Origin of the sequence: Deinococcus marmoris DSM 12784 (genome assembly GCF_000701405.1) — a bacterium.
GTDB classification, from domain to species: Bacteria; Deinococcota; Deinococci; order Deinococcales; family Deinococcaceae; genus Deinococcus; species Deinococcus marmoris.
The window spans coordinates 1-18,254 of record NZ_JNIV01000093.1 but is presented as its reverse complement, the minus strand read 5'-3'; the positions used below and the strand labels follow the sequence as shown (position 1 = coordinate 18,254).

The 18,254-nt window shown below is 64.4% G+C and carries 20 protein-coding genes; 14 read left to right on the top strand and 6 right to left on the bottom strand.

The features are described 5' to 3' along the window. Positions 1 to 116 precede the first annotated feature (116 nt). On the top strand, positions 117 to 1,289 hold the full coding sequence (locus tag Q319_RS0118185) for a transposase (RefSeq protein ID WP_029483873.1): 1,173 nt from the start codon (positions 117 to 119) through the stop codon (positions 1,287 to 1,289). Between the two features lie 278 nt (positions 1,290 to 1,567). Continuing rightward, entirely contained in the window at positions 1,568 to 2,875 is a 1,308-nt protein-coding gene (purB, locus tag Q319_RS0118180; protein WP_029483872.1) for an adenylosuccinate lyase, read from the top strand. A gap of 13 nt (positions 2,876 to 2,888) precedes the next feature. Here the strand turns inward: purB and Q319_RS0118175 are convergent, their stop codons facing one another. Then, positions 2,889 to 3,314, bottom strand: coding sequence for a hypothetical protein (locus Q319_RS0118175; RefSeq protein ID WP_156039440.1), 426 nt, complete (start codon positions 3,312 to 3,314; stop codon positions 2,889 to 2,891). 65 nt (positions 3,315 to 3,379) lie between these two features. On the opposite strand from Q319_RS0118175, the gene Q319_RS0118170 reads away from it, so the two are divergent. From Q319_RS0118170 to typA, 5 genes are all read left to right on the top strand, one after another. Beyond that, complete coding sequence (locus tag Q319_RS0118170; RefSeq protein ID WP_029483870.1) at positions 3,380 to 3,748, top strand: phage holin family protein; 369 nt, start codon at positions 3,380 to 3,382, stop codon at positions 3,746 to 3,748. Between the two features lies 1 nt (position 3,749). Beyond that, positions 3,750 to 4,667: a pantoate--beta-alanine ligase gene (gene panC, locus Q319_RS0118165; RefSeq protein ID WP_245619350.1), complete on the top strand. Its 918-nt coding sequence runs from the start codon at positions 3,750 to 3,752 to the stop codon at positions 4,665 to 4,667. Continuing rightward, positions 4,664 to 5,740, top strand: coding sequence for a type IV pilus twitching motility protein PilT (locus Q319_RS0118160; RefSeq protein ID WP_029483868.1), 1,077 nt, complete (start codon positions 4,664 to 4,666; stop codon positions 5,738 to 5,740). The genes panC and Q319_RS0118160 overlap by 4 nt, the downstream gene beginning before the upstream one ends. A 262-nt stretch (positions 5,741 to 6,002) precedes the next feature. Next, positions 6,003 to 7,220, top strand: coding sequence for an ABC transporter ATP-binding protein (locus Q319_RS0118155; RefSeq protein WP_034415737.1), 1,218 nt, complete (start codon positions 6,003 to 6,005; stop codon positions 7,218 to 7,220). A 475-nt stretch (positions 7,221 to 7,695) separates the two neighbouring features. After that, positions 7,696 to 9,477 (top strand): translational GTPase TypA, encoded by a 1,782-nt coding sequence (gene typA / locus Q319_RS0118150; protein WP_029483866.1) that lies wholly within the window; start codon positions 7,696 to 7,698, stop codon positions 9,475 to 9,477. A gap of 158 nt (positions 9,478 to 9,635) precedes the next feature. Here the strand turns inward: typA and Q319_RS0118145 are convergent, their stop codons facing one another. The 4 genes from Q319_RS0118145 to Q319_RS0118130 form a co-directional block, all read right to left on the bottom strand. After that, positions 9,636 to 10,199, bottom strand: a complete 564-nt coding sequence (locus tag Q319_RS0118145; protein ID WP_029483865.1) for a hypothetical protein — start codon at positions 10,197 to 10,199, stop codon at positions 9,636 to 9,638. Between the two features lie 103 nt (positions 10,200 to 10,302). Beyond that, entirely contained in the window at positions 10,303 to 11,322 is a 1,020-nt protein-coding gene (locus tag Q319_RS0118140) for a prohibitin family protein (protein WP_081846149.1), read from the bottom strand. A gap of 169 nt (positions 11,323 to 11,491) precedes the next feature. Beyond that, positions 11,492 to 12,166, bottom strand: coding sequence for an outer membrane lipoprotein carrier protein LolA (locus Q319_RS0118135; RefSeq protein ID WP_029483863.1), 675 nt, complete (start codon positions 12,164 to 12,166; stop codon positions 11,492 to 11,494). Between the two features lie 73 nt (positions 12,167 to 12,239). Further along, complete coding sequence (locus Q319_RS0118130; protein ID WP_029483862.1) at positions 12,240 to 13,223, bottom strand: hypothetical protein; 984 nt, start codon at positions 13,221 to 13,223, stop codon at positions 12,240 to 12,242. Positions 13,224 to 13,283: 60 nt separating this feature from the next. On the opposite strand from Q319_RS0118130, the gene Q319_RS0118125 reads away from it, so the two are divergent. The 4 genes from Q319_RS0118125 to Q319_RS0118110 all read left to right on the top strand — a co-directional run bounded on the left by Q319_RS0118125 (position 13,284) and on the right by Q319_RS0118110 (position 16,022). Then, positions 13,284 to 13,778 carry an LEA type 2 family protein gene (locus Q319_RS0118125; RefSeq protein WP_029483861.1) on the top strand — a complete coding sequence of 165 codons (495 nt, stop codon included), beginning with the start codon at positions 13,284 to 13,286 and terminating at the stop codon, positions 13,776 to 13,778. Positions 13,779 to 13,867: 89 nt separating this feature from the next. Beyond that, on the top strand, positions 13,868 to 15,043 hold the full coding sequence (locus Q319_RS0118120) for an amidase (protein ID WP_029483860.1): 1,176 nt from the start codon (positions 13,868 to 13,870) through the stop codon (positions 15,041 to 15,043). Further along, positions 15,040 to 15,462, top strand: a complete 423-nt coding sequence (locus Q319_RS0118115) for a hypothetical protein (RefSeq protein WP_029483859.1) — start codon at positions 15,040 to 15,042, stop codon at positions 15,460 to 15,462. Before Q319_RS0118120 ends, Q319_RS0118115 begins: the two co-directional genes overlap by 4 nt. A gap of 5 nt (positions 15,463 to 15,467) precedes the next feature. After that, positions 15,468 to 16,022 carry a DUF1572 family protein gene (locus Q319_RS0118110; RefSeq protein WP_029483858.1) on the top strand — a complete coding sequence of 185 codons (555 nt, stop codon included), beginning with the start codon at positions 15,468 to 15,470 and terminating at the stop codon, positions 16,020 to 16,022. Here Q319_RS0118110 and Q319_RS0118105 read toward each other — a convergent pair. Next, positions 16,015 to 16,431, bottom strand: coding sequence for a hypothetical protein (locus Q319_RS0118105; protein WP_051655533.1), 417 nt, complete (start codon positions 16,429 to 16,431; stop codon positions 16,015 to 16,017). The two genes, Q319_RS0118110 and Q319_RS0118105, sit on opposite strands and share 8 nt — an antisense overlap. A gap of 77 nt (positions 16,432 to 16,508) precedes the next feature. Between Q319_RS0118105 and Q319_RS0118100 the strand changes: the two genes are divergently transcribed. The 3 genes from Q319_RS0118100 to Q319_RS0118090 are packed head-to-tail and all read left to right on the top strand — an operon-like array spanning position 16,509 to position 18,144. Next, positions 16,509 to 17,471, top strand: coding sequence for an NAD-dependent epimerase/dehydratase family protein (locus tag Q319_RS0118100; RefSeq protein ID WP_029483856.1), 963 nt, complete (start codon positions 16,509 to 16,511; stop codon positions 17,469 to 17,471). Next, a complete protein-coding gene (locus Q319_RS0118095) occupies positions 17,468 to 17,965 on the top strand; it encodes an MBL fold metallo-hydrolase (protein ID WP_051655532.1) in 498 nt (165 codons plus the stop codon). The genes Q319_RS0118100 and Q319_RS0118095 overlap by 4 nt, the downstream gene beginning before the upstream one ends. Next, complete coding sequence (locus tag Q319_RS0118090) at positions 17,941 to 18,144, top strand: hypothetical protein (RefSeq protein ID WP_156039338.1); 204 nt, start codon at positions 17,941 to 17,943, stop codon at positions 18,142 to 18,144. The genes Q319_RS0118095 and Q319_RS0118090 overlap by 25 nt, the downstream gene beginning before the upstream one ends. The last annotated feature ends 110 nt before the right edge of the window (positions 18,145 to 18,254 follow it).

Sequence of the window (18,254 nt, the reverse complement as noted above, 5' to 3'; positions counted from 1 at the left end):
AAACAGTAGTCCGGAAGGTTTTTGACGAATGGGGTGGGGATCGTCCATGTTGATGTGTGGCAACACAACGGACGACCCCCATCCAGATTCTAGCGACTCTGCTTTCTGGAACCAGAGTGCGTGCCACCCAGGCTGCCTATCTTCAGGTGCTTCTGGTGCTGTGGCTGGTCGTTCCTGGACGACTGAATTTCACCAATCTGACCCGCTATGGCGGGCCATCTGAGCGAACCCATCGTGCCTGGTTCCAGAAACCCCTGCCATGGGTAGAGTTGAATACCCGTCTGATCTTGCAGCTGCAAGATCAGGAGTGCCTGGGTTCAACATCCATTCTTGGGATTGACGCTGTCTTCATCAACAAAAATGGCCACTGTACCCCTGGCATAGCTCAGTTCTGGAGCGGCTGTCAACAGCGTTCACTCTCTGGATTGGAAGGCTCTTGTGTGACGTGGGTCGATCTGGAAACCCAGCAGCCATTCCCGCTGTCCATCAGCCAGACGCCTGCGAACTTGCCTGGCAAGCAGACGCGCACGGATGTCTACGCCCAGGACATGCTGAACACCTTGACCCAATTGCCTCATGCCATGCGCGAACAGGTGCTGGCTGTAGTGAGTGATGCCTACTACGCCAAGAAAAAGTTTGTTGACCCTGTAGTGGACGAAGGGCAACTGCCCTTCGTCGGAAAGCTCCGCCGGGACGCCTCCCTCAAGCATCTCTATCCTGGCCCCAAAACAGGCCGCCGTGGGCGCCCCAAAAAATACGATGGCAAGGTAAGTTTGAGCGATTTCTCTCGCTGGGACGTGCTGCCGTGGACGGACACCTGCACGGCATACACCACCGTGGTGTATGCCGTGGCACTGAAGCGAGAGGTCCGGGTGGTGGCCCTGCTGTGGCCAGGCAAGTCGGGGCCGACCCTCGAATTGCTGTTCAGTACGGATCCCACGATGGACGCGGCCACCATTGTCAGGCTCTACCGCGTTCGTTTTGCGATGGAGTTTCCGTTCCGGGACGGCAAGCAATTCGCGGGCCTCAATGATTGCCAGTCCCGTCAGGCTCAGGCGCTGCACTTCCACTGGAATATGGCGCTGCACAGCGTTTCTGTAGCCAGAGCCAGTCAGTTGATGAACCAGCGGGTCAGCCCGCTGGTCTTCAGCATGGAAGACGAAAAACGCCGTGCCTATAACGAATTTTTCGCCGACCGATTATTGTCCATGTTGCCTGGCGATCTGACTTGCGAAAAAATCCGCCCACAGATCGCTAACCTGCTGCTCCTGGGAGTCAAGGCTGCTTGAAAGTTTCCGGACTACTGTGAAAGCGACGCATGGGACGGTTTTTTTAGCTCCTCTCGCCTTGCAGGGGAGTCTGGTACTGGAGTGGCTCAAAGCGAGGGGGGAGTCGCAAACGTCCTTCCAGCGCGAGTTGAGAAAATAACATCCTGCCGAAATCAGCGCGGAGCCGAAGATGAGAGACTTGGCTGTCTCGTCCAACCCTGTGGGGGAGATTGAGAGAGCCATCTCCATGTCAAGATGCCCAGCCTTTTCACCCCTCAACCCCGTGTTAGCCTCCCTCCGTGATCGAACGTTACCTGACCCCTGAAATGAAGACCCTCTGGTCCGAGGCCAGCAAGTACCGCGCGTGGCTGCGGGTGGAACTGGCGGCGATGGACGCCCAAGCCGATCAGGGTGAGGTTCCGCGCGAGGCGCATACGGCGCTGCTGGAGCAGACGGGGGCAGACCCGATTGACGACGCCTTCGCCGCCCGCGTGGCCGAGATCGAGGCCGTCACCCGCCATGACATCGTGGCCTTTACCCGCGCCCTCAGCGAGCGCTACGGCGACGAGGCCCGCTTTATCCACCACGGCCTGACCAGCACCGATGTGGTGGACACCGCCCAGAACCTGCTGCTGGACGAGGCGCTGACCCTGATCCTGGCCGATGCTGCCGCGCTGCGCGAGGTCTGCCGCACGCAGGCACTGGCCTACAAGCACACGCCCACGGTGGGCCGCACCCACGGCATCCACGCCGAGCCGATGACCTTCGGCCTCAAGTTCCTGAACTGGATGGCCGCGCTGGACCGTGATCTGGAACGGCTGACGGCGGCCCGCAAGCGTATTCAGGTGGTCATGCTCTCCGGTTCGGTGGGCACCTACGCCCACGTCTCGCCGCAGGTAGAGGTGGAAGTGGCCCGCGCCTGGGGCTGGGAAGCCGCGCCAGTCACCAACCAGACCCTGGCCCGTGACCGCCACGCCGAGGTGCTGGCCGCGCTGGCGATCTTCGGCACCACGCTGGAAAAAATTTCCGTCGAAATCCGTCACCTCCAGCGCTCGGAGGTCCGCGAGGCAATGGAACCCTTCGGCAAGGGGCAGACGGGCAGTTCCTCCATGCCGCACAAGAAAAACCCGATCCTGACCGAGAACGTGACCGGCTTTGCCCGCCTGCTGCGCGGCTTTCTGACCACCGGGCTGGAAAACGTGGCCCTGTGGCACGAGCGCGACATCAGCCACTCCAGCGCCGAGCGCGTCATTCTGCCCGACGCCACCGCCGCCGCCAGCTACGCCACCCGCCGCCTGACCGGGGTGCTGCGTGGTCTGGTGGTCTTCCCGGAGCGGATGCTCAAGAACATGAACGATCTGGGCGGTCTGGTCTTCAGCCAGCGCGTGCTGCACGCTTTAATTGACGAGAAGGGCATGACCCGCGAAACGGCCTACGATCTGGTCCAGCGTCACGCCCTGAAAAGCTGGGAAACCGGCGAGGGCCTGCGCGAACTGCTGGCCGCCGATCCCGAATGCCCCCTGAACGACGCCGAACTGGACGGGGCCTTCGATCTGGCGTGGTATCTGCGCCATGTGGATGATATTTACGTGCGCTTTGGGATGTGAGCCGAAATCACACTCAGTTGAGCAGACGAATCTCGCACGTTCCCGCGCTCCGCAAAGTCTTCCAGTCCGCGTGGTAGTCAGAGATCGCCGCCCGCTGATTCTTATCTGCGAACACGAATTTGCAGCGCCCGGTTTCCTGGTTCAGCGCCGAGTACAGCGACAGTTGCATCGTCCGACTCGTGGAAAAATAATGCAGGGTTGCGCCCCTGGTGACTTCACCGACCATCAGCGCGCTGGAATCGTCTTTCGGGGCGTCGATGGGCGTGGTGAATTTGACGGTCTTGATGGAAATCGTGCCGGTGATCGGTGGCTGGCCCTCTGGCGTGGCCGTGTACTCCCAGAGCTGTCCGGCCCTGATCGGCAAAGGAGCGGTGGGTGAGGTGGCAGCCGGGGCGCAGGCCACCAGCCCTACGCCGAGGATAAAGAAAATCCGTTTCACCGTGCCAGCGTAGTGCCAGACCCATTCCGGCGGTGTCACATTCCTGCATCCTTTATGCTGCCCGCATGGGATTTATTCTTCGGCTTCTGGTCAATGCATTGGCGCTGTACTTGCTGACTCGGGTGTATTCGGGCGTGTTCTTCGAGGGCGGCGCAGAGGTGGGCAGCGTCCTGGTCGCTGCGCTGGTGATGGGCATCGTCAACGCGTTGATCCGCCCCGTCCTGCTGCTGCTCTCGCTGCCGCTGACGCTGCTCACGCTGGGGTTGTTCACGCTGGTGGTCAACGGCGTGGTGCTGCTGCTGGTCGCGGCGGTCACGGCGCTGGATACGGCGGGCTTCGGCGCGGCCATCGTGGGCGCATTGATTCTGACCGTCATTTCCTGGCTGCTGGATTCGCTGGTGGGTGTGCTGGGTCTGGACGGAAAACGTGACTGAGTTGACCGTGCCTGAGACGGCCCCGCAGGTCAGGCCGCAGGTGGTCAGCTCCCCAGAAGACCTGCGCGCCGCGCTGGCCGGGCGGGGCCGTGTGGGGCTGGTCCCGACGATGGGCTACCTGCACGACGGCCACGCCACCCTGATGCGCCGCGCCCGCGAGGTCTGCGACGTGCTGGTGGTCAGCATCTTCGTCAATCCGCTGCAATTCGGCCCCAGCGAGGATCTGGCCGCCTACCCCCGCGATCTGGAGCGTGACCTGGGTGTGGTGGCGGGGGCCGGGGTGGACGTGGTGTTCATGCCGGGTGTGGAAACGATGTACCCGCCCCGCTTCGACACCCGCGTGGTGGTCTCCGGCGTCAGCGAGGGGCTGGACGGTGCCTCGCGGCCCGGTCATTTCGTGGGGGTCGCCACCGTGGTCCTCAAGCTGTTGAATCTGGTGCGCCCGGACGTGGCCTTTTTTGGCGAGAAGGACTGGCAGCAACTGGCCGTGCTGCGCCAGATGGTCCGCGATCTGAATGTGCCGGTGGAGGTGGTGGGTCTGCCCACCGTGCGCGCTGCTTCTGGACTGGCCCTCAGCAGCCGCAACAGTTACCTGACCGCAGAGCAGCAGGCACGCGCCGCCGTGCTGTCGCGGGCGCTGATGGCGGTGCAGGCGGCCTACGCCAGTGGCGAGAGGTCAGCCCTGGAGCTGCGTCAGGCCGGGCTGGACGTGCTGGCCCAGGACCCGGAGGTGGCGCTGGATTACCTGAGCGTTGTGGGCCGTGACATGCAGGACCGTGATATCCCAGGCCGTGACATCCCAGACAGAGAAGTTGTGGACAATGATCCCATGACCCGTGTTCTGGTGGCTGCCCGTATGTTCGGCGTCCGGCTGATCGACAACATGCCCCTCGTTTCCGGGGAAGCCCAGTCCGCATGACCCTCGACGAGCTGCTGCGCGAGATGGTGGGCCGCCGGGCCTCCGACATCCACCTGCAAGCAGGCAGCCCGCCGATGGGCCGTGTAGACGGCCAACTGGTCCCTTTCGGCACGCAGGCGCTGATGCCGCCTGATACCGAACTGCTGGCGCAGGCGCTGATGTCCGCCGAGCAGTGGGACGACTTCGCCTACCGCAATGAGCTGGACATCGCCTACGGGGTCTCGGGACTGGGGAGATTCCGCTGCAACATCTTCCGGCAGCGCGGCTCGGTGGGCATCGTGATGCGGGTGGTCAGCGACGCCATTCCCGGCTTCGAGTCACTGGGCCTGCCCACCGGGGTCCTGCAACGGCTGGCCGACGCGCCGCGCGGCCTGATTCTGGTCACGGGTCCCACTGGCAGCGGCAAGACCACCACACTGGCCAGTCTGGTCGATCACATCAACCGGACCTTTGCCTACAACGTCATCACGGTGGAAGACCCCATCGAGATCCTGCACAAGAACAAGAAGAGCATCGTGGTGCAGCGCGAGATCGGCAGCGACACCCGCGACTTCCGCACCGCCCTGAAATACGCCATGCGCCAGGACCCCGACGTGATCATGATCGGCGAGATGCGCGACAAGGAAACGGTGGAAGCGGCGCTGAGCGCGGCCCAGACCGGGCATCTGGTCCTCAGCACGCTGCACACGCAGGACGCGGTTCGCAGCGTCAACCGCATCATCGATTTCTTTGCTCCCTACGAGCGCGATCAGGTCCGGTTGCAACTGGCCGAGACGCTGGTGGGCATCGTCAGCCAGCGTCTGCTGCGGCGTGCCGACGGCGTGGGCCGCGTGCTGGGGCTGGAAATCATGCTGAATACGCCGCTGATACAGGATTACATCAAGGATGAGGACAAGACCCCGTTGATCAAGGACGCCCTGATGGAAGACGACATCCGGGGGATGCACACCTTCGATCAGCACTTGGCGCAGCTTTACCGCCACAACCTGATCAGCATCGACGAGGCCACCGCCGCCGCCACCAGCGCCCACGAACTGAAACTGATGGTGACCCGCAGCGGCTACGCGTACTGATCCGTGGCCTGAAGCGTCCCATCATTCTTCCAAACTCCAGCCCAAACCTATACAGAATGCCTGCCCCTGCCCGCCAGATTTCTTCCGGCTGGCCCAGCCCCTGTGTTACACTCTGAGCGTCAGATTGGCATAAGCGTAAGCAACGGGTTTCTCGTTCTCGTACCCCGGTTGTCCGAACCGTACCGTCACGCTGTCTTTAGGACAGGTTTGCGTGTCTGTACCCATTCGCGGACAAGAGTAGGGGCGAAAGGTAGGCACACTCATGGCAGAAGTCATCCTGGAACACATCCAAAAGATGTACGGCAGCAAGCAGCACGCGGTCAAAGATTTCAATCTTCATATTCAAGACCGCGAGTTCATGGTCTTCGTCGGGCCGTCCGGCTGTGGCAAGTCCACCACCCTGCGGATGATCGCGGGCCTGGAAGACATCAGCGACGGCATCCTGAAGATCGGGGACCGCGTGGTCAACGACGTGCCGCCCAAGGACCGCGACATCGCGATGGTCTTCCAGAACTACGCGCTCTACCCGCACATGAACGTCTACGAGAACATGGCCTTTGGCTTGAAACTCCGCAAGACGCCCAAGGACGAGATCGAGCGCCGCGTCCGTGACGCCGCCAAGATCCTCCAGATCGAGCATCTGCTGGGGCGCAAGCCTAAGGAACTGTCGGGCGGTCAGCGCCAGCGTGTGGCGATGGGCCGCGCCATCGTGCGCGAACCCGCCGTGTTCCTGATGGATGAGCCGCTGTCCAACCTGGACGCCAAGCTACGTGTGGAAATGCGCTCGCAGATCAACCAGCTCCACCGCCGCCTGGGCGCAACCATCGTCTACGTGACCCACGATCAGGTGGAAGCCATGACGCTGGGCAACCGCATCGTGGTCATGCGTGACGGCCTGATCATGCAGGTGGATACCCCCATGAACCTCTACGACTTTCCGCAGAACAAGTTCGTGGCGGGCTTTATCGGCAGCCCCAGCATGAACCTGATCAGCGGCAAAGTTCAGAACGGCCAGTTCATGATCGGCAACGATCCTGTGGCCGCGATGGGCAAGCTGGCGCAGAGCCTGAAAGCCTACGAGGGCAAGGAAGTTCTGATGGGGATCCGCCCCGAGCATATCGGGTTGATCGGGCTGACCGAGACGCCAGTGGGCACCAACGTGATTCGCGGCAAGGTCGTGGTCGTCGAGCCGCTGGGCGCGCAGACCGATCTGATCATCGAGGTTGCCGGGCAGGACGTGACGGTCAAGGTGGAAGGTCAGGCGCTGGTGCAACCCGGTGACGAGATCGAACTGGTCATCGATCAGACCCGTCTGCACGCCTTCGATACGGCCACTGAACTGGCCATTGACCGGGGCACGGCCCTCGGCAAGCGCGGTCAGGCCGACACCCCGGACCTGGGTTACGAGTACCCCGGTGTGGTTAAGAAGGGCGCTGAAGCCATGCTGAGCAAGGAAAGGATGTCCGCCAGCAGCGACTGATCCAGGCGAGTCGATCCAAGAGGGGGCCGGAGGCGTGATCGCTGTCCGGCCCTCTGTCTGTATCCCGAATCCGCGTTTCTCCTACTCGCTCTGCTCGGATCTCCAGTTTTTTTCAATACCTTCAAGTGGAGTTCATATGATCTGGATGGTTTGACTTCCCGGTCATTTGTGAAATTTGCGAATATGGCACGGCCCCAACTCCTATTCCCCGGATTTCATGACAGCTATCGTGACCTGGACCTGACATGGTCGGGGCGCGAATCTGCTAAAATCTCCGTTTGGGTGTCCCGCCCACTGCGAGTGGCCGTCAAGGCGCGGCAGTTGAGGTGGGCTTTTTGAGGTCGGTCCTGGCTCCCCAGCGCGTTTTTCTCGGCATCTGGCGCAGACCGGCAGCACCACGCAAACAAGAGAACTGTCCTCCACCCTTGTCGGGCGTCTCCCGGCAGGCCGAGCCGGGCAGAAGAGAGGAAAAAATATGGAATACCGGAATATCGCCATCATCGCGCACGTCGACCACGGCAAGACCACCCTGGTGGACGCCCTGCTCCGTCAGACCCTCAAGCTCGGCCACGGTGAGGAAATCGCCGAGCGGGCCATGGACAGCAACGATCTGGAAAAGGAACGCGGCATCACTATTCTCGCCAAGAACACGGCGGTGGAATACAACGGCGTCAAGATCAACATCGTGGACACCCCCGGTCACGCGGATTTCGGCGGGGAAGTCGAGCGCGTGCTGGGCATGGTCAACGGCTGCCTGGTGCTGGTGGACGCGGCAGAAGGCCCGATGCCCCAGACCCGCTTCGTGCTGCGCAAGGCCATCGAACTGGGCCTCAAGCCCATCGTGGTCATCAACAAGATCGACCGCATCGACGCCCGTCCCGAGGAAGTGGTCAACCTGACCTTCGACCTGATGGCCGATCTGGGTGCCAGTGACGATCAGCTCGACTTCCCGATCCTGTACGCGATTGCCCGCGAAGGCAAGGCGTTCAAGGATCTGGACAACCCCCAGGAAGATATGCACGAGCTGTTCGAGATGGTCCTCGAGCATATCCCCGCGCCGCCCACCGATCTGGAGGCCCCCTTCCAGATGCTGGTGACCAATCTGGACTACTCCGAGTACCTGGGCCGCATCGTGCTGGGCCGGGTGCAGCGCGGGACGGTCAAGAAGGGCGAATATGTGCAACTGATGCACAAGGACGGCACGATGACCAAATCGCGCATTGTCCAGCCTTTCACCCACATGGGCCTGCGCCGCATCGAGGCCGATCAGGTCAGTGCGGGCGACATCGTTGCGCTGGCCGGCATCGAGGACGCGCAGATCGGGGAAACCGTGGCCGATCTGGCGGACCCCGAAGCCTTGCCGATCATCACCGTGGACGAGCCGACGGTCAGCATGACCTTCCAGCCCAACACCAGCCCGTTTGCGGGCAAGGACGGCAAGTACGTCACCAGCCGCCACCTGAATGACCGCCTCAAGCGCGAGGTCATGACCAACGTGTCGCTGAAGGTGGAGGAAGTGCGCCCCGACGAGTTCATCGTCTCCGGGCGCGGCGAACTGCACCTGTCGATCCTGCTGGAAACCATGCGCCGCGAGGGCTACGAGGTTCAGGTCGGCAGCCCGCAGGTGATCATCCGCGAGATCGACGGCGAGAAGCATGAGCCGGTGGAGCATCTGGTCATCGACGTGCCCGAGCATCACGCCAGCACCGTGATCGGTGTGCTGGGCGGGCGCAAGGGCCAGATGGTCAACATGGAGCCGCAGGGCAAGCGCAGCCGGGTGGAATTCAAGATTCCTTCCCGCGCGCTGTTCGGCTTCCGCAACCAGTTCCTGTCCATGACCCAGGGCGAGGGCATCATGAGCCACGTCTTCGACGGCTACGCGCCGTGGGCCGGGGACATCAAGATTCGCCAGAACGGTTCTCTGGTCAGCATGGAAGACGGCGCGGCCTTCGCGTACTCCATCTGGAAATTGCAGGACCGGGGAGCGTTCTTCATCGACGCGGGCGCGGAAGTGTACGTGGGCATGATCGTGGGTGAAAACGCCCGCGAGCAGGACATGAACGTCAACGTCTGCAAGAACAAGAAGCTGACCAACGTACGCTCCAGCGGCGCGGATGACGCCCTGACCCTGACCCCGCCGCGCAAGATGAGCCTGGAAGACGCCCTGGAATACATCGGCAGCGACGAACTGGTGGAACTGACCCCGCACAACATCCGGTTGCGGAAAAAAGTGCTGAACCCCAGCATGCGCAAGTAAAGCAGTTCAACGAAAATCCCCCGCTCCGTCAAGGCAGCGGGGGATTTTTGGTCGAGTTCGCGCCGTGGCCCTCTCACCCCGTTGCTACGCAACGCCCCTCTTCCGCGAGGGTAGAGGGGTCAGCTTGGCATGTAGTTTAGGTTGGGGGTTGGGTTGTGTCAGCCCTTGCGCAGCCCCGGCTTCAGGCTCAATTCCGATTCCGCCGCGCCGAAGCGTTCGCGCAGGAAACGGCCCTGGCTCAGGAGGCGGTCAGCGGTGGCATGATCGTGGCGCAATGCCTCTCGTACGCCGTCTTCCAGCAGGCCCAGTTGCTCGGTCAGCAGGGTTTCGGGGTCCTGGCCCTGGCTTTCCAGCGTGCGCCGCGCACCGTCGGTGAGGCTCAGGTAGGCGCGGAGGGTATCGGGCAGGTACGACTGGCGGGTCTGGGCCAGCAGGTAGGCGGTGCGGGTGTCGCCGTTCACGCCGTTCCTGTGGGCGTCGGTGACCATGCACAGCAACGTCCACGCCTGGGTGCGCGCGGGTTCGGGAAGGCGCAGCGCCAGCGATTCCGGGGCGTCGGCCTGCGGGCGGGGCAGGGCGGCCTGTGCGGCGGCAGGCAGCGGCTGGGCTGCCTCCTGGGTGGACTGGGGGATCGCCTTGCGGGCCGCCTTGCCCGCGTTGTCCACGTAAACGATGGCGGTGATGCCGCCGAAGATCACCAGCAGGATCAGGACGGCGATCACGCGGAAAATCTCCTGCGGACAGGCTGCTGAAACGGCGTTCGGTTCATTCCCGGTAGTCTAACGCCCGCGTGGGACGCGCCGCTATGCTGAACGGCACCCATGCTCAGTTATCGGGCTGTGCAGGCGTTGCGGGAGTCTGCGTGGCCGGAGTCCGTGCGGGCGCAGTTTGCGTGCCGAAGGATTTCAGGTCAAGCAGGAAGTTGCCGTCGCTGGGCAGCATCACGGTCTGGATGCCGGGGGCCAGGCGCTCGGCCACCGTGAGCTGAATCAGTTGCGGGTTTTCCTTGAGGGCGCGGCCCCGCAGAGACAGGGCTTCGGCCTCGCCCTTGGCCGTCTCGACGGCAGCTTTGGCCTTGCCCTGCGCCTGCACCACGTCGCGCTGGGCGCTGATCTCGGCCTGCCTCAGCCTGTTGGTTTCGACGGCCACCTGCTGTTCTGCGGTCTGCTTTTGCTCGATGGCCTGGGCCACACTCTCGGGAATCTTCAGTTCGCGCAGCAAAATGGCGTCCAGAATCAGGTTGTTGCGCGTGAACGCCTTGTTCAGCTCACTGGTGATGCTGGCCTCCAGTTGGGTGCGCTGGTTGCTGATCAGATCGGCGGCCCCGAACTGCCCGATGGAATCGCGCACCTTGCTGCGGACCTGCGGGCGCAGGACGGTGTTGATGTAGTTGCGGCCCAGTTCCTTGTGCAAAATAGCGGCCTTGTTGCGGTCGATGCGGAACTGCACGGTCACGTCCGCCGTGATGTCCAGACCTTCCTTGCTGCGGGCGCGGATGGACCCCTCGTCGCTCTGGGCCGTTTCGCGCGCCAGCGTCACTTCCTGAAGGCGGGCGTCGTACAGCGTCACCTGGTCCACGAAAGGCAGCACGAAATGCAGCCCGGCCTCCAGTGGATTGGGCTTGACGCCGCTCAGGGCGCTGAAGACCACGCCCACGAACCCCGCCGGAATCACGCGGATGCTCTGCGAGACCACCAGACCCACCGCCACCACGCCGCCGATAATCCAGCCCAGGCGGGGCGAGAAACGAATCTGGGGACCGGGCGGGGGGCCGCTGGGGTTGTTGACCGGATTGGGCCGCAGGGGCGAGGAGCCACGGTCATTGTTGTTGCCAGGGTTGGTCATGCCCATAGATACGCGGTCTATACGGCAGAAGTTGCGTGACAGCGGGCCACACGCCTATTGACGGCGTTCAGAACGTGGCCGGGAGCCATCAGGTTCCGGGTGACGCCTCGGAAATGCCAAGAAAACGGGGAGGTGCGAAGTTGTCGCCTCTCCCCGTTTTCTTGAGTTTTTATTGCCGGATGATCTCGGCGTCTTTGGGCAACTGCTTGAGTCCGGCCACGCTGAGGCCCGAATTGACCTTGTAGTTGCCCACGTTCAGATCGGCCAGCGATTTGCCCGCGCTGCTGACGATCTGGATGCGGGTGGGCCGCCAGCCCGCCTCGGTGATGTACACGCGGGTTCTGTCGGTGGTGTTGCCCTTCTTGGGAAGCGCCTCTAGCTGAAACAGCCGCTTGCCTGCCGCGCCCGTGGTGGACAGCAATTTCACGTCGTACTGAGACAGCAGCGAGGCGGTGTTGCTGAGCTGAGTGAAGTCCAGCCCGCCAAAGCCTGCGCCGTCTGCGGCCTTCTTGGTAGAGGTCACGGTGACCTGATTGGTCAGGAACAGGTACTGGCGAATCTCGTTCTTGTCGGCCACCACGATGTTGTCGGCCAGCGCGTCGGGGGCGTTGAATTGCAGGCGGGCCAGACCCTGCGCCGGGATGCTCTTGATGGTGAAGTCAATCTTCTGCGGGCTGGATTCCAGCGAGGCGCTGCCGCTCAGGCGAAAGGAAATGTCCTTGGCGGCTTTCTGTGCGGCGTCCACTTTAGAGATGATGTCCTGGACACTCTGGGCGCTGGCGGAAGGGATCAGCAACACACCGCTCAGGGCGGCGAGAAAGGTCAATCTGAGAGTTTTGCTCATGCCCGAAGTATCGCGTCCGTTCTCATGAGAAGGCGGCGCAGCGGCTGACGTGGGGTTCACGCTGTAGAGGGGTTCAGGGCTGGTTGTTCGCGCCCAATGGCAGGCTGTAGGTCAGCCGTGCGCCGTACCCGGTCTTGCCGTCCATGCCCCGCCCGCCGCTGACATTCAGACCCACCTCGCCGCTTCCCAAGGGCCGGGTGGCCGCGATGCCCGCGCGCAACGGGGTGCTGGCGGTGCGCCACGGCTCGTAGGCCGCGTATAACTGCACGCTGCTGCCGGGGCCGAGCAGTTCCCCGGCGTCCACGCTGCCCGTGATGCCAAACGCTTTTGGCCCCACCAGCGCGTCCAGCCCCAGATTCAGGCCCGACTCGGCAGCGTAGGACACGCCCCCGGTGACGCCCAAAATGTTCTGGCCTGCCCGCACGCCCGCGCGCCACGTCAACGTGCCGATGGTTTCGGTTTCCGGTTCGTCGCCGGGCTGCGCCGCTTCATCCAGTGGCAGAGCGCGGGTCAATTCGCGGCGGCCCTCCACCCCCAGAACGCCCATATTCTGCCCGCCAAACTCGCCGCCTGCCACGGCGATCAGGTTGCGGCTGACGCGGTAGCGGGCGCTGACGTCGGCGTCGAAGCCACGTTCCCGGCTGTCGGTGGCGTTAAAATTCCAGATCGAGAGCGGATCAACGCGCGCTGCCGAGGTGCTGAAGACAGTCGCCCCCAGATTCAGCGCCACTGGCCCCGCGCTGCCGCCCAGCCGCGTGGAGGCCCGCACGCCCCCCGCGAATGCCACCGCCACGTCTGCGCGGGCGGTGACCACGCCCAGCGGCGGCAGCGCCAGACTGCGCGCGTAGCCCACCTCGGCGGCGCGGGTGGACAGGCCCGCTGAAAAGCGTCCGCCCAGCGCCGGGAAATCTGAGATCCCCACGCGTGCCCAGCCGCCGCTCTGCCCATTCCCAGCCTGCCCGCCGCCGTGATAGGACACGCCGAAGTCCAGGGTTGTTGCGCCCGCCGTTCCCGTCAAGGTTCCCGCCAGTGCCAGTGCCATCCACCTGCTGTTCATGGGTGCAGGGTAGCAGCACACCATCAGCTTTTTCAGAGTCGGGGCAGGTAGGCTAGCTGCATGCGTCTTCTTGTTCCCGCCGCCCTTGCCGCCTGTGGTCTGGCCGGTTGTGCGCCCGCTCCCCAGGCTTTGCAGGTTCCCGCCATTGAAGTCCAGAGCGTGCGCCTGACCCGCCTGTCGTTGCCGGGTGGGCTGGGCGGCGCACCCGTTGCGGACCTGAAGCTGAAACTGCGCGTGACCAATCCCAACGCCGTGCCCCTGAAGATGAGCAACATCGAGGCCACGCTGGTGATCGACGGCGCGCTGGTGGGTCAGGCCGAATTTCCGCGCGTGAACGTTCCGGCGCGCGGCTCGGCGGATCAAGACGCCGACGTGAGCCTGCCCGTCACCCTGTCCACCGCCGCCTCGTTCCTGAAGGTGGCGCGCGGTCAGGGCGTCACGTACCGCCTGGACGGCACCTTTACCGCCGATTTTGGCCCACTGGGTCCGAAGAACTTTGGCCCCTTCACGCTGAGTCAGGGACAGTGGAAGCAGAATCCGATCATTCCGTTTTGAGGTGAGCAATGCAAGGGCGGGCGTTTGGCAGTCCGGTGGAAGAGGCACTCTGACGCCGTCTCGCGGTCTCAACGCCGTACCCTGTCCTCATGCCCACCCCTCCAGAGTTCCCCGATCCTCAACGCGCCTGGGCTTACCGCCCTGCCGAGCCGCTTTCCGGTGCAGCGGGCGGACCACTCTCGGGGTTGACCTTCAGCGTCAAGGACCTGTACGGCGTGCCCGGCTGGCCGCTGACCGCCAGCACCCGCGCGCCCGTTCCTGATCCTGGCGAGAGCGTGCTGGTGCGCCGCCTGCTGGAGCTGGGCGCGTCCGCCGTGGGCAAGACCCACCTGCACGAGATCGCGCTGGGCATCACGGGCATGAATGGTTACGGCAGCACCACCCATCCGCATGACCCGGCGCGCATTCCCGGCGGCAGCAGCGGAGGCGCGGCGGTGGGGGTGGCGCTGGGTCAAGCCGATTTTGCCCTGGGAACGGACACGGGCGGCAGCATTCGCGTTCCGGCAGCGTGGTGCGGCGTGGCGGGATACAAGCCGACGAAGGGCCACCCGGACTGGAGTACGCAGGGCGTATTGCCGCTGTCGTGGACCTGTGACCACACTGGGCTACTGGCGCGTGATCTGGCAATCATTGCGCGGGTGCAGGAGGCGCTGACTGGGCGGCAGATAGAGGCGCAGGACTGGAACGGCGTGCGCGTGGGCCTGTGGCTGCCGGACGGCTGGACCGATGGCACGGTGCGCGAGGCGACGCTGGCCTTCGCCGCCGATCTGGGACGGCGCGGCGCGGCGGTCACGCCCGTCCATCTGCCCGAGATGCTGGACGCCTATTCGCCCATCGTCCTCAGCGAGGCGGCCACCGTCCACGCCCAGGCACTGAAACTGGATGACCCCGGCTTTCAGCCCTTCACGCTCGCTGCCCTGCGTCAGGGGGCCGCGCTGAGTGATGAGGAGGTCCAGCACGCCTTTGACCGCCGCGCCGACTACGCGTGGCTGCTGAACGGGCTGTTCACCGCCTTTGACGTGCTGCTGGCCCCCGCCGTTCCCACCCCGCCCCCGCTGATCGGGCAGGATGAGGTGGAGGTTGAAGCAGGAACGCTGCCCCTGCGCCGCGTCGTGCTGCGCCTGACCGCGCCGTTCAGCATGCTGGGTGTCCCCACCATTTCGCTGCCTACCGCCACGCCTTATGTTGGCGTGCAACTCGTCGGACGGCACGGCGAGGATGACCGTCTGCTGGGCCTGGGACTGGCCTGGGAGGCTGGGGCTTGAAGCGACTGCTTCCCATTGCCCTGCTGCTGATGGCCTGCGCGCCCGCCGTCCGGCCCCAGCCCGTACAGGTCTGGGAGGGTTCGGCGCGGGTGCTATTGACCGTGCAGCAGTACCGCCTGACCTTCACTGTCAATCCGGTGAATTACGCCCTGAGTGGCACGCTTGCCAACCTCAGCAGTGGGGACCGATTTGAAGCGACAGGCACGCTGCTGCCCGGAGCAGACGCGGCGGAATTGAGCGTTCAGGTCACGCCGGGCAACGTGCCTCGCCTGAACGCGGGCATCCTGGGCTTCGGCATCAGCGGTGTGGCCCTCAAGTCCGACGCCTTTCTGAGCGGTCAGGTGCGGGGCGCTCTCTTTGACGGCAGCCTGCGCGTCAACGGCATTCGCTACCCGCTGACGCTGCGGCGGGTTCAGTGAGCGGTATGGACGTGGCTAAGCTCTACCTCTCGGACGTGCGCGGGCGGATGCGCGGCGTCAAGGCACTGGGGGACGGGGCGCTGGCCCAGCTCGGGGAGGGCGAGTGGCACACGCCGCTGGCCCCGGACGGCAACTCCGCCGCCGTGCTGGTGCAGCATCTGGCGGGCAACATGCACTCGCGCTGGGGAGGCTTGCGCGGTGGCTACAGCGCGGGAATGGAAGGCGAGAGTGCCGTCCGCAACCGCGACGCCGAATTTGAGGAAGGGACGCAGGATGGGGCTGCCCTGATAGACCGCTGGGACGCTGGCTGGCAGGTCTTTCTGGACGCGCTGGACCATCTGGCTCCTGAAGACCTGACCCGCCCGCTGACCATCCGGGGCGAGGTGCATACCGTGCTGGAAGCCGTTCAGCGGCAGGTGGCACATTACAGCGGGCATGTCTATCAGCTCATTCTGCTGGTCAAGACCCTGCGCGGCCCAGGGTGGCAGACCCTGAGCATCGCGCGCGGGCAGTCGGCAGCGTATAACGCGGCCATGCGGGCTGGGCCAGACTCTACTTGAGTTTGTTCTTCTGAAACAGCGGATTGCCCCCCGATGGGCGTGGCGTGTTCACGGCCTCTTCCAGCGCCGTCACGATCTGCGCGACTTCCAGCGTGAAGACGCCCGCCTCGCCCCGCTCGTGCGCCCCACGCCACTGCTCGTAGCCGCTCTGGTCCTCGGGCAGTGCCGCGCCTTCCTCCAGCAGTTCGCTCACGCTGGCCCGCAGCGCGCCTGCGGAAATGGGCGAGTGCGGCAGATCGGTCTGGACGCCCCCTGCCGTGTACGGGTTTTTCAGGTGCAGGCCGTCCACCGTGATGTGCCAGGTGTCCCCGCCGCCGCGCAGGATCAGCAGCGTGGAGGTGGCCTCGCCGGGGCGGGTGCGGTAGGCCCAGCGCTGGCCGGGGGCAAACGGCGTTTCGGGAGCGGTCATGGCCCCACGATACCTGACCACTTGAACGGCGTTCCAATTCAGGCGGGGAGAAGCGGCGCACCCTTTAAGCTGCCCCCATGCGAATCCTGGTGACGGGAGCAACCGGCTTTCTGGGCGGCGTCACGGCCCGTGAGCTGGCACGGCGCGGCCACACGGTCACGGGGCTGGGCCGGGATGCGGTAAAAGGCGCAGCACTCCAGGCAGATGGAATTAATTTTCTGCGTGCCGATCTGCGGAACCCTGCCGACTGGCTGCCCGCTTTGGCCGACGCTGACGCCGTCCTGCACGCTGCCGCCCGTTCCACGCTGTGGGGTCAGTGGGACGATTTCGTGGCCGACAACATCACCGTGAGCGGGGAAGTTGCGCGTGCCTGCGCTGAGCGGGAAATGCGACTGGTTCACATCAGCACGCCCAGCGTCTATAACGCCACCGGACTGTCCCAGTGTGTGCCGGAATCTGCGCCGATTGGCCCGCGCTTTGACAGCCTGTATGCCCGCAGCAAGTTTCTGGCCGAACTGGAGGTGACGGCGGCCCATCCCGAGGCCACCATTCTGCGCCCACGCGGCATTTACGGCGTCGGGGACACGTCCATCATTCCCCGCCTCAGCCGTGCCCTGCGTTCGGGCCGATTGCCGCGTCTGGTGCGGGGCGAGGTCCACACCGAGTTGACCCACGTCCGCAACGTCGCCCACGCCGCGCGGCTGGCGCTGGAGGGGTCTGCCCCCGGCATCTACAACGTCACCGACGGCGAAACGGTGCCGATCTGGGCCACGCTGGACGCGCTGGCCGACGCGCTGGGGGTGGCCCGTCCGAAGCGGTACGTCCCAGCCTCTCTGGTTGAGAACGCGGCGCGCGTGCTTGAACTGGCTGCCCGCCTGCATCCCGCACGCCCTGAGCCGACGCTGACCGCCAGCGGCGTGAGACTTCTGACCCGCCCGATGACCCTGGACCTGACCCGCGCCCGTGCGCGGCTGGGGTACGCCCCGGTCATTCATCCACACAAAGGGCTGGCGGAAGTGCTGAGAGGCGTGCGCCCATGACCCACCTGCGCGTGATTCCCCTGGCGGCGGGCGAGTGCCTGAACATCTCGGCGCTGACCCAGCGCGGCGCGGCGTGGCGGGTGCAGACCTACCCGGCAGGGTTCGCGCTGCTGCTGCATCCGTTGCTTGGCCCGGTGCTGTTTGACACGGGCTATTCGGCGCGGGTGCAGGCGTCCATGCGGCGCTGGCCCGGCGTGCTGTACGGCCTGCTGACCCCGGTGCGGCTGGACCCCCGCGAGACGGCGCTGTCGCAACTGGCCCGCCTGGGCTACGCGGCAAACGAGGTGGGGGAGGTCATCGTGTCCCACCTGCACGCCGATCATGTGGGCGGCCTGCGCGATTTCGGGGCGGCGCGGTTCATTCTGGACATTGAGACTTACGCGCCGCTGCGTGATCTGCGCGGCGTGGCGGCCATCCGCAAGGCCTTCATGCCCGAAGGGTGCATCCCGCTGAAATGGGATGATGGTGCATGGCAACAGAACGGGAAATGCTGAGTCAGGTCATGGAACGTCATCTGGATCAGCTTTTAGAAGAGTCTGAGGGGCAGCTCAGCGTTGCTGAGCTGGAACAGACCCTACTCCGCCAGCAGAGTCCACTCATGCGAGAACTGTTTCAGACCCTCATTGACCTGCGCCAGAAGCAGGATTTTTCCCCCTCAGAGCAAACCGACTGACCCGGAGTGGCGCAAGGATGGACGCACGACGCTGCTGATTCACGGCTGTTGGGGAGCCGTGAATGTTCCCGCCCAGACTTGGGAACACCGGATAGATGGACGCCATCTCA

Excerpts from the sequence above, each read along its gene's own strand:
- Q319_RS0118170 (WP_029483870.1), top strand. The coding sequence starts at position 3,380 with ATGGGATTTATTCTTCGGCTTCTGGTCAATGCATTGGCGCTGTACTTG.
- Q319_RS0118160 (WP_029483868.1), top strand. The coding sequence starts at position 4,664 with ATGACCCTCGACGAGCTGCTGCGCGAGATGGTGGGCCGCCGGGCCTCC.
- Q319_RS0118155 (WP_034415737.1), top strand. The coding sequence starts at position 6,003 with ATGGCAGAAGTCATCCTGGAACACATCCAAAAGATGTACGGCAGCAAG.
- typA (WP_029483866.1), top strand. The coding sequence starts at position 7,696 with ATGGAATACCGGAATATCGCCATCATCGCGCACGTCGACCACGGCAAG.
- Q319_RS0118140 (WP_081846149.1), bottom strand. The coding sequence starts at position 11,322 with ATGACCAACCCTGGCAACAACAATGACCGTGGCTCCTCGCCCCTGCGG.
- Q319_RS0118135 (WP_029483863.1), bottom strand. The coding sequence starts at position 12,166 with ATGAGCAAAACTCTCAGATTGACCTTTCTCGCCGCCCTGAGCGGTGTG.
- Q319_RS0118130 (WP_029483862.1), bottom strand. The coding sequence starts at position 13,223 with ATGAACAGCAGGTGGATGGCACTGGCACTGGCGGGAACCTTGACGGGA.
- Q319_RS0118125 (WP_029483861.1), top strand. The coding sequence starts at position 13,284 with ATGCGTCTTCTTGTTCCCGCCGCCCTTGCCGCCTGTGGTCTGGCCGGT.
- Q319_RS0118120 (WP_029483860.1), top strand. The coding sequence starts at position 13,868 with ATGCCCACCCCTCCAGAGTTCCCCGATCCTCAACGCGCCTGGGCTTAC.
- Q319_RS0118110 (WP_029483858.1), top strand. The coding sequence starts at position 15,468 with ATGGACGTGGCTAAGCTCTACCTCTCGGACGTGCGCGGGCGGATGCGC.
- Q319_RS0118105 (WP_051655533.1), bottom strand. The coding sequence starts at position 16,431 with ATGACCGCTCCCGAAACGCCGTTTGCCCCCGGCCAGCGCTGGGCCTAC.
- Q319_RS0118100 (WP_029483856.1), top strand. The coding sequence starts at position 16,509 with ATGCGAATCCTGGTGACGGGAGCAACCGGCTTTCTGGGCGGCGTCACG.
- Q319_RS0118095 (WP_051655532.1), top strand. The coding sequence starts at position 17,468 with ATGACCCACCTGCGCGTGATTCCCCTGGCGGCGGGCGAGTGCCTGAAC.
- Q319_RS0118090 (WP_156039338.1), top strand. The coding sequence starts at position 17,941 with ATGGCAACAGAACGGGAAATGCTGAGTCAGGTCATGGAACGTCATCTG.